This is a genomic window from Wolbachia endosymbiont of Oedothorax gibbosus (assembly GCF_936270435.1).
Lineage (GTDB): Bacteria > Pseudomonadota > Alphaproteobacteria > Rickettsiales > Anaplasmataceae > Wolbachia.
Genome location: NZ_OW370567.1, coordinates 1,389,711 through 1,402,100, shown reverse-complemented (window position 1 = coordinate 1,402,100; position 12,390 = coordinate 1,389,711). Strand labels below are relative to the sequence as shown.

At 34.8% G+C, this 12,390-nt stretch carries 11 protein-coding genes, 1 tRNA gene and 2 pseudogenes; 6 read left to right on the top strand and 8 right to left on the bottom strand.

What is annotated here, in order from left to right:
• Nucleotides 1–394: 394 nt before the first annotated feature.
• From NBW39_RS07085 to NBW39_RS07070, 4 genes and pseudogenes are all read right to left on the bottom strand, one after another.
• Nucleotides 395–1,012, bottom strand: a pseudogene (locus NBW39_RS07085) (hypothetical protein); the annotation flags it as partial.
• 662 nt (nt 1,013–1,674) lie between these two features.
• Nucleotides 1,675–2,811: a hypothetical protein gene (locus tag NBW39_RS07080; protein ID WP_250295028.1), complete on the bottom strand. Its 1,137-nt coding sequence runs from the start codon at nt 2,809–2,811 to the stop codon at nt 1,675–1,677.
• A 454-nt stretch (nt 2,812–3,265) separates the two neighbouring features.
• Nucleotides 3,266–4,276, bottom strand: a complete 1,011-nt coding sequence (locus NBW39_RS07075) for an IS110 family RNA-guided transposase (RefSeq protein ID WP_250295027.1) — start codon at nt 4,274–4,276, stop codon at nt 3,266–3,268.
• Nucleotides 4,277–4,482: 206 nt separating this feature from the next.
• A tRNA-Thr gene (locus tag NBW39_RS07070) sits at nt 4,483–4,555 on the bottom strand.
• A 19-nt stretch (nt 4,556–4,574) separates the two neighbouring features.
• Between NBW39_RS07070 and NBW39_RS07065 the strand changes: the two genes are divergently transcribed.
• The 4 genes from NBW39_RS07065 (at nt 4,575) to NBW39_RS07050 (ending at nt 6,820) form a co-directional block, all read left to right on the top strand.
• Nucleotides 4,575–4,718 (top strand): hypothetical protein, encoded by a 144-nt coding sequence (locus tag NBW39_RS07065; protein WP_250295026.1) that lies wholly within the window; start codon nt 4,575–4,577, stop codon nt 4,716–4,718.
• Complete coding sequence (gene mutM / locus NBW39_RS07060; RefSeq protein ID WP_250295025.1) at nt 4,684–5,490, top strand: bifunctional DNA-formamidopyrimidine glycosylase/DNA-(apurinic or apyrimidinic site) lyase; 807 nt, start codon at nt 4,684–4,686, stop codon at nt 5,488–5,490. Before NBW39_RS07065 ends, mutM begins: the two co-directional genes overlap by 35 nt.
• 15 nt (nt 5,491–5,505) lie before the next feature.
• On the top strand, nt 5,506–6,090 hold the full coding sequence (pdxH, locus tag NBW39_RS07055; protein ID WP_250295024.1) for a pyridoxamine 5'-phosphate oxidase: 585 nt from the start codon (nt 5,506–5,508) through the stop codon (nt 6,088–6,090).
• A 172-nt stretch (nt 6,091–6,262) separates the two neighbouring features.
• Nucleotides 6,263–6,820 carry a hypothetical protein gene (locus tag NBW39_RS07050; RefSeq protein WP_250295023.1) on the top strand — a complete coding sequence of 186 codons (558 nt, stop codon included), beginning with the start codon at nt 6,263–6,265 and terminating at the stop codon, nt 6,818–6,820.
• 325 nt (nt 6,821–7,145) lie between these two features.
• On the opposite strand, the pseudogene NBW39_RS07045 reads toward NBW39_RS07050, so the two are convergent.
• Nucleotides 7,146–7,574: pseudogene (locus tag NBW39_RS07045) on the bottom strand (transposase); the annotation flags it as partial.
• Nucleotides 7,575–7,649: 75 nt separating this feature from the next.
• Here NBW39_RS07045 and NBW39_RS07040 point away from each other — a divergent pair.
• Complete coding sequence (locus NBW39_RS07040; RefSeq protein ID WP_250295731.1) at nt 7,650–8,888, top strand: IS256 family transposase; 1,239 nt, start codon at nt 7,650–7,652, stop codon at nt 8,886–8,888.
• Here NBW39_RS07040 and NBW39_RS07035 read toward each other — a convergent pair.
• From NBW39_RS07035 to NBW39_RS07025, 3 genes are all read right to left on the bottom strand, one after another.
• Nucleotides 8,829–9,911, bottom strand: coding sequence for a recombinase family protein (locus NBW39_RS07035; protein ID WP_250295787.1), 1,083 nt, complete (start codon nt 9,909–9,911; stop codon nt 8,829–8,831). The two genes, NBW39_RS07040 and NBW39_RS07035, sit on opposite strands and share 60 nt — an antisense overlap.
• Before the next feature lie 31 nt (nt 9,912–9,942).
• Nucleotides 9,943–10,802, bottom strand: a protein-coding gene (locus tag NBW39_RS07030; protein ID WP_250294642.1) for an IS630 family transposase whose coding sequence is annotated in 2 segments (ribosomal slippage) — nt 9,943–10,478 and nt 10,478–10,802 — 861 coding nt in all. Because the reading frame shifts where the segments join, the coding sequence is not laid out codon by codon here.
• 24 nt (nt 10,803–10,826) lie between these two features.
• Nucleotides 10,827–11,366, bottom strand: a complete 540-nt coding sequence (locus NBW39_RS07025) for a recombinase family protein (protein WP_250295022.1) — start codon at nt 11,364–11,366, stop codon at nt 10,827–10,829.
• A 299-nt stretch (nt 11,367–11,665) separates the two neighbouring features.
• Between NBW39_RS07025 and NBW39_RS07020 the strand changes: the two genes are divergently transcribed.
• Nucleotides 11,666–12,361 carry a reverse transcriptase domain-containing protein gene (locus NBW39_RS07020; RefSeq protein WP_370273777.1) on the top strand — a complete coding sequence of 232 codons (696 nt, stop codon included), beginning with the start codon at nt 11,666–11,668 and terminating at the stop codon, nt 12,359–12,361.
• Nucleotides 12,362–12,390: the final 29 nt, after the last annotated feature.

Below are 12,390 nucleotides of genomic sequence, written 5' to 3'. Positions count from 1 at the left end.
GCAACTAATTTTATTAAAAATCTTACTATTGCCCACAAATTAAAGACATGGTATTGTATTTACTCAAATAATTTTATTAACTTGAAAGATTATTAGATTAAAATTATTAAATTAAGAGTTATAATTTTAGCAACTAAAAGCTGTAAATTGTACCATATAAACAGTTATTTCAAGCAAAAGTTTGCCGTTAAGAGCTATGCAACAAACGTTCATATTTGTGGGTAATAGTAAGGGGAAAGTTATAGAAATGACACTCAATCGCGAGGACTTCTACCAACCAGACTTTTCGTATAGCTTCTAGGTTCAACCTTTTAATTTGCCTTTGAGCGCAGAAACTCCCTAGAAATCACGCTTTTGAACTCTATATTATTTTTTGTAACATTGTCGTAGGCGTTAGATTTTGTAGAGCTTTGAGCCTCTCTAACGCCCTTGCAAACTCTTCTTCTGATAACTCACCACTGTTTAATTTTTCCTGCAATTCTTTTATCTCTTTGTCCAACCTCTGATCGAAACTTAAATCGCGTGCAAAAATCTTCTTAATTAACTCCTTAAGCTTATCACGCAAAAACTTAATTATCGCAGCAATCAGGTTTTTTTCTTTCTTCTCCTTGAGCATTTGGTAGATTTTCGGATCATCTACATCTACTTCAAAGAGGTTGAAGAGAGATTCAAAGAAATTCCAGAAATCTCCTAGTACTCTTTCTCTTTCACCATTGAAGTAATCCTCATCATCTCCTTCTCCGATATGTAGCTCTGCTTGAGATGATATTTCATCGACACAACTAGAGGCCTGACGCTCACACTCGAGCCTTCTGAGCAAATCTTGTCTGTCAAGCTTCTCTATGGCTGCTTTCAGTTCATTTAACTTCTGCTCCGCAGAGAAATCTTGCTCCCTGATTTTTCCTTGGAAGATTGAGCTACCGTTTTCGTTATTATTTAAAAAATTTTCCATCGTTTTTGCCCCCTCAATTAAATTACTGTCTTTGTTGTTGCCTGGAAAGCTTTCTACCATTTTTACTCCACTCATAAAACTTAATAATTTAATTCTACAGTACTAAACATTTAAGAACTATTAATGTAAAGATGTCAATAAGATTACTTAAATTTTTACGCTATATATTATATCACACTCCATTTAACCTTTCAATAATATTCTTGCTGCTTTTTCAAACTCTAGCATCTTCTTATTAGTGTTTAATTTTGCCTCTACCACCACTTTTTCTTATAAAGTATTTGATATAGATTTTATTATACTCTTTGGCATAACATTTGCAATATATTATATTTGGAGTGTAATGATATAAAAATTACCATCAAAGGAGAGAGCACCAGAGGCAGAGCAATACAAATAGTAAAAACTTTCTAAACCTCAAACTTGAAAATGGAGGAAACGCTTACTTACTAAAGGTGCTCAAAAATATCCAAGACCTTAACTCTAGACCTACCCATTCCAAGAAAAATTGTTCTCACGGAGCTACCTTTTGGTTCTGGAAGTGATTGATTATTTAAGTTATTAGTGATATATGTTGCTAAATTAAAGATAATTTGTTTGAGAGTAATTAGAAAAACTCATGGTAAATTTATAGCAAAAATAGATCTTTTCTGTCAGTGCGGTTAGCTTTCTCTCATTAAGAGCTTTCTTTAACATGGATTTACCTACCTATACCAGTTTGTCTACCGCTCAGCACTTTGCTTTTGACTTTCTGCACTTGCTCTTCTTTTCAACTCAGCTTCGACTTTACTACCCTCAACTGGCTGTTTTGCACTACTAACCTCTTTTTTATCACCATTTAACTCTATACCATGAGAATAGACAGGATTGTCAAAGCTCTGTATTAGTTTGCCTTTTTCCTCAACTCCTTTTTTTGCTGTTCTCCATGGTACATAACGCAATATTTTACTTCTTAAATCAGTTTTTTTACCTTTTTCTCTTTTATCTCTTTCAGAAGTATTATTTCCTGTATTTTTATCTTGTGTAACTTTTATATACCTTCTAGGAGATGATGCTGCTTGTTGCCTTTCAGACGGGTTTCTGGTTGCGTAATTTGAGTTTATATCCGTCTTTTGCAGATTAACGTTTAATAACTCTGATATTTCTTGCCTTAGCTGGTTATCTTCTCCTTTATAATTGCTAGCAAGATCTTTGATTTCTTTCTTTTTTTTCTGAACCTGAGCCATGATTTGAGTTAGAGAGTCAACAGTTATTTTGCTATAATCTCCATAATGATCAGTTGATTCAATAGTAAATTCATTTTCACTATTTTCAGGTACTTCATCGCCTCGTTCTCTTATTGCCCTAATTACTTTCTCTTTAAATAAACTACAAATAACATATATTGCTTTTTTGGAAAAATGATCTTCTTGAAGAGAGCTGTGCAGTTTTTGCATATCAGTTTTTAGATCTAGTGGGATATAGTAACGATGATCTGCTTCATGTTGCTCCCTTAAGGAGATGTTTTTAGTGTATACTTGTTCTTTATTTTTACCATTGACAGCTACACCACTATCAGTATGTACTTTGTTTAACTTCCTTTTTTTAAGAGGTAATAGTGGTTTAGCATCCACATTTGAGTTTTCAGATTTAGGAGGTAATTGTGGTGGCTTTTCTTCAGATAACTGTCTCTGAATGTCTTGAAGATTTTGATATGTATGTTCTTCTTTCTTCAAATTTTCATAAATCAGTTCTTGTACTAAGTTAGCATCGACAAACTCCTGTACTCTTTCTAGATAATGAGCATCTCCTATCACTTTACCATCTTTGCTCATAGGTTCTCTAATTGCATGAAAGTCAATAATAATTTTTTGTATCATGAAAAATATTTTTTGATGTAAAACTCAGGTCTGATACAACCTTTTATTTACTATCGTATTATCTTATTCAATCAAAAGGGGTTTTATTGGCAATAAAAACACCAGCACTAAATTTCTAATTAATCCCTTTTAAATTATGCAGCCAATGAATATGTGGATAAATACGCCACACACATTTAAAGTATTTATCCACATATTCATTAAGATTATAAAAACTAAGGTATCATTCTTTCCCTCCATAGTCTTAATATAAGTTAAAATAGCATGCTTCCATGGTTCTCTCCGCGGTCTGATATGGCTAATTTGTATTTTAGCCAAGCCGCACTATACTTGTTAGGCGGAAGTGGACGGCAACATGTGTCTTACGAAGTCTATGCTTCAACCTAGGATCTTGCTTATCCCTTCCATCGGCATTGCTATCTTTACTTTACATCAAATTATCTACTTTTTGCATTTATTGATAACAAAATTCTGTTTTACTAACCAATATCCTATGCATAATTACAGACAACTTCCGCGCTACGGCAACAATTGCTTTCTTCATACCCTTCTTTTTTGCAACCCAGCTTCTCAATTTAAATTTCCTTTTACATTTTACCAGTAAGACTTGTGCTGCTTCGTACAACACATTCCTACATTCTACTGGTCCCATTTTTGATATACTTCCATGCCGATCAATCTCTCCAGAAGCGTACTGTCTTGGGCTCAATCCCATATAGGCTCCAACTGCATAAGATGTTTCAAACCTATATGCATCATCTATTGCAGCTTTGTATGTCATTGCTACTATAATACCAACTCCTGGAACAGTAGTTAATAATTTACAATCCTCATCTTTTTTACCTTGCTCTGAGAGCATTTTGTCAAGTTTTCTTATCGATTCTTCTATTGTTTCTAAGCTATGTACTAATACTTCAATTGAGTTCTTGCTAATTTCATCTAGCTCATTAATTATTTCTTGCACTTTTAAAACGAAACTTGTAGATCTGGCACGCTGATCAATTTTTATCCCGTATATTTTTAATAATCCTCTTATTGTTCCCTCAATTTTCTCTCTGCTACGTGTTAATTGTCTTCTGCTTCCAAGCATTATTTTAATCTGACAAGCTTCATCTGACTTTACTAATACCTCTTTAAATAGCCCAACTCTCATCATTTGTGCTATACCTCTTGCGTCATTTTTATCATTCTTATTGATTCTTGCAGACAACGCTGCTGCCATATGCCTTGCATCCACACAAATTACTGGCAATCCAAAACTCCTTAGTTCTTTGCACATTGATATTGACAACTGTCCACTTTCTATTCCTATGGCTTCATATTTTTTGTCTTGGCCAAGTAGACATTTAGCTATTGCGCCACTTTCGCTTGCAACAACTTCTTCTTTAACAACTTTTCCTTTCTCATCAACGATACTAATAAAAGTTTCTTTGAGTGAGACATCTAATCCGCTATAATATTTCATGACCTACTGTAAAAGTTTAAATTATTTTTGAAGAACTTATTCTACTGAATTCGTTACTTCGTGCCAAAATAATGGAGTATGTCTCTCCATCATTCAATAGCAATTACAGTATGTTTTTCCATTAGTGAGATTAAAGAATTAAGCGAAAATCAGTGAAAGGTTACGTTTTCTTTACGCGGCATGCGATATTGTAAGTATAATCAGTGTGCCGTTACCAAGATTCGAACTTGGGACCTCGTCATTACCAATGACGTACTCTACCACCTGAGCTACAACGGCAGTCTTATATATTATGATAATGAATAACACAAAAAGGAATAAGGAAAAAGAAGAAGAGAGAAAAAGATTAGCAAAAGCTTTAAAGCAAAATATTGTAAAAAGAAAAAAACAGCAACAGAGTAGACAAGATGCCAGAACTACCGGAAGTGGAAGTCATATCTAATTTTTTGCTTGATAAAATTAAAAACAAGCAAATAAGCAGTGTTACAGTAAATAATTGGAATTTACGTGTACCAATAACAAAAAATATTGATGATTTGCTAAAGGGCAAAGTTATAAACGATATCAAGCGTAGAGGTAAGTATATAATCTGGAATACAGATGATAGTATGGCTGTCATCATACATCTTGGCATGAGCGGAAAGCTTATATATGCTCAAGTGTGGAATAAGCACGATCACGTGGTATTTTTATTTTCTGACAATACTTCAATAATCTTTAATGATCCAAGAAGATTTGGATTAGTTATTATTTTAAGCAAAGAACAAGAAACGGATTTTTTTAGCGATTTCGGAATAGAGCCCCTCACGGATGAATTCAGTGGAGACTATTTACAGGAGTTGCTGAAAAACAAAAAAGTGAATATCAAATCAGCATTAATGGACAATAAATTAATAGTTGGCGTAGGCAACATATATGCTTCTGAGAGCTTGTTTAGAGCTCGCATATCACCACTTAGGCCAGCACAGGATTTGACGCATAAAGAGTGCGAAAAACTTGCTGCTGAAATAAAAAATACTCTGAGTGATGCAATTGCTGCAGGTGGTTCAACACTGAAAGATTATGCACAGCCATCTGGATCTGCTGGATACTTTCAAAATAACTTTTACGTATATGGTAAAGTTCAAAAACCTTGCAAGATCTGCAACAATATCATAACACTTATACGACAAAATGGCCGTAGCACTTATTTTTGCAATGCATGCCAGAGTTAAGTTTTATTTTTGAATATGACATTTTTACCTGAAAAAGATCCTTTTGATTTGTTTTCAAAGTGGTACAAAGCAGTTTCGTGTAAAGAGCCAACGGCAATGACACTAGCAACGTGTAGCAAAGACTGTATTCCATCTGCAAGAGTAGTATTACTAAAGGAATATAGCGAAAAGGGTTTTGTGTTTTTCACTAACGTAAACAGTAAAAAAGGGAAAGAATTGACTGAGAACCCTAAAGCTGCATTAGTGTTTCACTGGATAGAATTTGCTAGGCAAGTACGAATTGAAGGAGATGTTAAACTTCTAAACGATGAAAGAACTGACAAATACTTCTCTTCTCGAGCGCGCGATAGTCAAATTAGCGCATGGTGCTCAAAACAATCGAGCATTCTGAAAGATTGGCAAGATTTTGAGCAAGCTATAAAATTGAAGGAAAAAGAATTTCACAATATACAAGTTCCTCGTCCTGATTTTTGGGTGGGATTTTGCGTAATCCCAAAAGTAATTGAATTTTGGCAAGAAGGTGAATATAGGAGACACACTAGGTTTAGATATACTCTTGTTGAGGGAAGCGATTGGAAAATAGAGCAATTATATCCTTAGCGAAATACCTACGCAATATTATTTCAGGTACAGCTTGTATGTAATATATAAAAAGCCTATTGTATTTTAATTTAATATATGCTAGAATAAGGCTTTATAGTATGGGGTTTAAATGCAGAGACTATTTAGTGCAGCAAAGATAGGTAACTACAGCGGTTTAGAGAGAGGGCTGTTGCTTAATCTATTTGATATAAATGAGAAAAATGAAGAAGGTGATACCTTGCTTCACTGTGCTATAAAATATGCTCCAATGTCTGAGTGTAGAAAAAGATTTACAGTACTAAGCCTTACAGCATTTGGTGCAGATCTAGGTATTACAGATGCAGATGGTAAAACGTGCTTTGACCTTCTTGAAGAAAAGCGTAAAGATGATACTAAAGCGGAATGGGAAAGAGAGGAATATACCAAGATATTGATACAGGCAACACCTAGTACCAGAATATGTTCTGGTGCAGTAACCGCATTAGAAAGAATGAAAACAGCAGAAGAGCGAAAAGCTGGTGCAGTTTTTCTAAATAAGGTATATAATCTTAAGGATATTCCTAGCAGCAGAGTGGTGCGTATGAGAAAAAAAGTTGATACGGCTTCTATAGATGTTGATAAAAATTTTCTAACTAAGATATATGAAAATGTATGTGAAAATACTTCACAAATTGGTAGAACTTTTCTAGATCAGGTATATAAGAACATATGCAAGAGAATTGATGATGGGTTACAAATGACAGTATGAGGATTAGAGGAAGAAATAGACAGAAGTATGCAAGATCCTCCTATAGTTAAGGTTGCAAAGAAGGTATATGATAAAATGTGCAATAATCTTTTACAACGTGGGCCAAATACATTACAAGAGATATCTTTGCTAACAATAGGTAGATACAGCAGCTAAAAAGAATATGAAGAAATAATCTATATTGAGATCTCTGTAATTTTGTAGAATACAAAATTACATGCAAAAAGACTGTATCCGTTCAGGCAATGGCGTCAACTTAAGGAAAAATGTCAGTGATTGTATATAAAAATTGGGAATGTTCAAAAAAGTGTGTCAAACCGCATTTTTAATTCAACTCAATTTTCAACCTAGCAGGAAAAAAGATATCAAGTTGAGATATAGTTAAAGCCCAATTGGGTATAGCCATAGTCCAATTTTGCTCTGCCTTTTTTATAGCACAATATACCTGTTTATACAAGGCATTTGTGCTGGCCTTAGTTTTAGTAAATTTTCTGATTTGTCTATGCAGCCCCTCAATAGGATTGGTGGTATAAATTATCCTCCTGACAGGGCCAGAATACTTGAAATAGCCGGATAAGTTTTCCCAATTATTCTGCCAGGATTTTATGACTAGTGGATATTTTTCTCCCCATTTTTCTTCCAACTCAAGCAGATAATTTTCAGCTATTTCTCTACTTGAAGCCTGATATACTTTTTTTAAATCACTCATAAAAATCTTTACATCTTTGCTAGATACATATTTCAGAGAATTGCGTGGGAATGTTCAAAAAAGTGTGTCAAACCGAAAAAAAAGTAATAAATTGATATAAAAAAAATGGAGGTTTCACATATGAATCAAAGAATAGCAAATAAAACTACTGGATTGGTAGATTATAAAGAATTAGAAACAAATATCCTGTCGTCTATACGAGAAGGAAGGCCGCTGACGGGAAGGGACGGAGTATTAACACCATTGATAAAAAAGCTGCTGGAGGCAAGTTTGGAAGGTGAAATAGAAAATCACTTGTTGGCTGAAAGCGAAGAAAATAATCGAAGAAATGGGAGAAATGGAAAGACTTTAAGGACAAGTGCCGGTTCATTTGAACTTTTGACGCCAAGGGATAGAGAAGGAAGTTTTGAGCCGCAAATAGTCAAAAAAAGGCAAACAAACTTACATCCAGAGCTTGAAACGAAGATCTTGAGCACATTTGCCAGTGGTATGAGTTATAGAGATATAGCGTCACACGTTGAGGAAATTTATGATCACAAAATATCGGCGGCAGAGATATCAAGTATTACCGACAAATTGCTACCGGTAATCAACGAATGGCGTAGTCGCCCATTGCAGTCTGTGTACCCAATAGTGTTCATGGATGGCATGTTTTTCAAAGTTAAGGAGGACGGGCATTGCGTAAGTAAATGCATGTATAATATATTAGGCGTAGATCAAAATGGCAGAAAAGAGGTACTAGGCTTTTATTTAGCCGAAAGTGAGGGAGCCAACTTCTGGTTAGGGGTATTAAATGACCTAAAAGAGAGAGGAGTAGAGGATATTCTGATTGCCTGCGTCGATGGTCTAAAAAGTTTTCCTGCAGCAATAAATAGTGTGTTTCCTAAAGCAGAAGTACAGCTATGTATAGTGCATCAGATAAGGAATTCATTGAAATATGTATCCAGCAAAGATGTGAAAGTTTTCATGAACGATTTGAAGAAAATATATCGTGCTTCAAGTAAAGAAATCGCTGAGAATTATTTGCTTGAGCTGGAAGAAAAATGGGGTGAAAAATATCCTTTGGTTATAAAATCGTGGCAAAATAATTGGGAAAATTTATCTGGTTATTTTAAGTATTCTGGGCCAGTTAGAAAGCTGATTTATACCACCAATCCTATTGAGGGGTTGCATAGACAGATTAGAAAATTCACTAAAACTAAGGGCTCATTTACTAGTACAAATGCCTTGTACAAACAGGTATATTGTGCTATAAAAAAGGCAGAGCAAAATTGGATTATGGCTATACCTAATTGGGCTTTAACTATATCTCAACTTGATATTTTCTTTCCTGGTAGATTGAAAATTGAGTTGAATTAAAAATGCGGTTTGACACACTTTTTTGAACATTCCCAGCCAGTCTGCGCTATCAAGGTTTGATGTAATATTGGAAGAAAAGTCTTCTAAATTGGTCACGACCAGAGTTACTTCCTGTTCTAATTTCTTTTGATCAAATATCCTCTTCTTCTCCTCTTCAATTGTTTTTAAGCTTTGTTTCATCGCTTTGATTCGTGGTTCAAATTCTTCTTGATTAATATATTCTTGGGCATAACTATCAATAAGTCTAGCAATGCCTCGTTTTAATTTATTTTCTTGCTTTTCAAGCAAATCGCTTTTTTTATCCCACGATGATTTTTTAAGCTCTAAAAGTCTACGTTTGTATTCTTCTAAAATTCTATTTGGATTTTTCAATAAATGCTTAACTTCTTCCCACACAGCTGTTTCTAATGCATCTGTACGAATGTGTTTATTATCACAAATTTTGTTACCACCAAAACGGTAAGAATCTCTACCAATACAACGATAATATGCATAATGCTCAACTTTTTCTCCTCGTTTATTTCTTACAGGACTTCCATAATATGCATAACGACAACGCTTACATACGACTAAACCTTGTAATAAATACTTTGCTCCTCTTTCTCTTGTCCTGGCTATTTTTCTGTTCTCAGCTAACTGTTCTTGAACCATATCAAATATATCTTCATCCACTATATTTGGCACTTTAACATAAACCCAATTCGCTTTTTCGACAGGATAAATGGAGTAATTATCTTTTGGCTGTTCACAAGAATGTTTTTGTGGTCTTATCTGTTGTAACCTTACACCTACCTTTGTTTTACCAAAAGCTGCTTGTCCTTTGTAAGCGGGGTTTTTTAACATACCCCAAATTACACTTCTATCCCAGCACTTTTTTCCTGTTCGTGTCATAATGGACATAGTATTTAGCCGACGACATACTTCCCCAATACTTGCCCTTTCTCTGCCTATCCACAAAAATACTTTGCGAACAACATCAGCTTCTTCTTCGTTAATTTCAAATAAAGCTTGTCCTCCTCCCATATATAGCACTTCTCATAATAATCCGAACAGATCATAGAAAGGCAGAATCAACAGCATGACGAAAAGACTTGAATAGAGGAATGTTTTTCCTGACTCTGTTTTTTATAGCAAACCAATGATGTTCAATTTTGTTAAAATCTGGAGAATACGGTGGCAGATACAAAATTTCTGCACCAATCCCTTTAGCAAGCTTAATGATCTTATCAGACTTATGAAAAGTAGCATTGTCAAGAATGACAGTTTGTCCAGGTTCCAAGGTCGGTATCAAAAATTGCTCAAACCATCCATTAAAAATATCCATATTACAGTGGCCTTCAAAGGTTAATGGAGCAACTATTTTTCTTTCACTTAAAGCTGCAATCATACTGATTCGTTGAGTTTTCTTCCCAGATTTTAGGGCATAAAACCGCTGTCCCTTCTGACAATATCCATAGGGGTAGTCTTCAGTGTTGTCAATGCCAGACTCATCTATATACACTAAGTTTTTAGGTTCTTTTGTTGCTATAATTTTCAAGAATTTAGCACGTTTTTCTTCGCTTCTTTCCTTGTACCCATAGGTCTTTTTTTGCGTGTAAATCCAATTTTTTTCAGGGCTCGGTGGATAGTTTGGATACTAACGTTGCTCCAAAGTTTAGCCATTTCCAATAGAGTCTTTCCTCCGTTTTCTCTGGCAAATTTAGCAAAGGCATCCCAGTCGGTAATTTTGTGATTGTAACCTCCATTTCCAAGTTTTTTTGATTGAAAGTCACCTGTTTCTTTTCTTCTTTGCTGCCACTCCCACAAAGTAGTTCGTCCAATTTTAAATCTTGCTGCCACTGTTTCTCTGCTTTCTCCCTCGTCTAGAGCTTCCATTGCTTTTTTCCTTAAGTCATAACTATATGCTGCTGGCATACCTACCTTCACTACTACAAATCCTTATTTTACCTTATTTGGACTATTATGAAAAGTACTATACTTATCTATATAACGATAACCGTATGGAGCTCCTCCCATTACACTTACACAACCTTTATTAGCCGCATAAATCTTTCCACGACGACTTCGTTCCATAATTTTTGCACGTTCATATTCTGCTATCATACCTTGCATTTGTAACAGCAATTGGGATTCTGGGTTATCGTTAATCTCATAATTTAAAAAAACCGCTTCTGCTCCTGCTTTCTGAAATTCTTCAAGCAATATCATTTGATATGCATATTTTCTAGATAAACGATCAGGAGAATGAATGTAAATTTTATCAATTTCACCTTCTATTACTTTATCACGTAATTTTTCTAGACCAGGACAGACTAAATTAGATCCACTGTAGCCATTATCAATAAATTCATGCTCTCTCAATAATCTGTACCCATCCATGCTAATCTGCTTCTCTATAGCTGCAACTTGGCTTGCTATTGTATTTTCTTGTGCTTGTTTCCCCGAAGAAACTCTTGCATATAAACTCACTGTTACCATTTGATCCCCCTTGAATCGCACTTTTATGTTTTAAGCTTTTTTGACTTACTTGCTTTGATGCTGCTCTTTCATAAGCATCTAACAAATACTTTTCTGACAACCGATTAGGCTCATAGCTACAGCTAATCCGTACAGCCGATCTCTTATTCCCCATGAACTTTCCTTGAAATAATATGTTCATATCATTCATTGAAGCTGATGGTTAATTGATTATTGGTGCTATAAATAAATAGCTCTCTTGGTTTTGGACACAGAAGTTTTCGAGAAATGCTTTTCTCTAATTTTACGTTTTTTGCAACATTGTTGGCGGAGTAATAAGCCCTGTATTGGCAAATATATATTTACACTATGTACTAGATCTATGGTTTGAAAAGAAAGTAAAACAAGAATCTAAGGGGTATATGGAGCTAGTCAGGTACGCAGATGACCTTCTGGTGTGCTGTGAAAGTGAGGAAGACGCTAAAGAATTTCTAGAATCATTGAAACAAAGATTAGCCAAGTTTGGTTTGGAAATATCTGAAAATAAAACAAAAATAGTAAAGTTTGGTAAGAAAGAATGGTATCAAGCAGAAAGAGAGAAACGAAAGACGGAAAGCTTTAATTTTCTGGGATTTACACATTATTGTGGGAAAAGTCGAAATGGCAGACTTATGATGAAGCAGAAAACTTCAAAAATAAGCCTAGCCAGAAAGATTAAAGAAATCAAAGAGTGGTTGAAAGCGGTTCGGAATCTTATTCGTCTCAAAGACTGGTGGCAAATACTCAAAGCCAAACTAAGAGGACACTATAACTACTTCGGGATTAGCGGAAATTATCGATGGCTCAATAAGTTTAATTGGGCAGTAAAGAAGCTAACGTTTAAGTGGATAAACCGACGTAGCCAGAAAAAGAGCATGAATTGGGAACAATTTATGCATTATACACAAGTCAATCCACCACCAAAACCAAAAATATGTTTTTCCTTATATACACAGGAGGTATGTCGTGAACGCTAATATTGTGGAGCCGTGTGCGGGAAAGCTGC

Excerpts from the sequence above, each read along its gene's own strand:
- NBW39_RS07080 (WP_250295028.1), bottom strand. The coding sequence starts at position 2,811 with ATGATACAAAAAATTATTATTGACTTTCATGCAATTAGAGAACCTATG.
- NBW39_RS07075 (WP_250295027.1), bottom strand. The coding sequence starts at position 4,276 with ATGAAATATTATAGCGGATTAGATGTCTCACTCAAAGAAACTTTTATT.
- mutM (WP_250295025.1), top strand. The coding sequence starts at position 4,684 with ATGCCAGAACTACCGGAAGTGGAAGTCATATCTAATTTTTTGCTTGAT.
- NBW39_RS07035 (WP_250295787.1), bottom strand. The coding sequence starts at position 9,911 with ATGGGAGGAGGACAAGCTTTATTTGAAATTAACGAAGAAGAAGCTGAT.
- NBW39_RS07025 (WP_250295022.1), bottom strand. The coding sequence starts at position 11,366 with ATGGTAACAGTGAGTTTATATGCAAGAGTTTCTTCGGGGAAACAAGCA.
- pdxH (WP_250295024.1), top strand. The coding sequence starts at position 5,506 with ATGACATTTTTACCTGAAAAAGATCCTTTTGATTTGTTTTCAAAGTGG.
- NBW39_RS07040 (WP_250295731.1), top strand. The coding sequence starts at position 7,650 with ATGAATCAAAGAATAGCAAATAAAACTACTGGATTGGTAGATTATAAA.
- NBW39_RS07065 (WP_250295026.1), top strand. The coding sequence starts at position 4,575 with ATGAATAACACAAAAAGGAATAAGGAAAAAGAAGAAGAGAGAAAAAGA.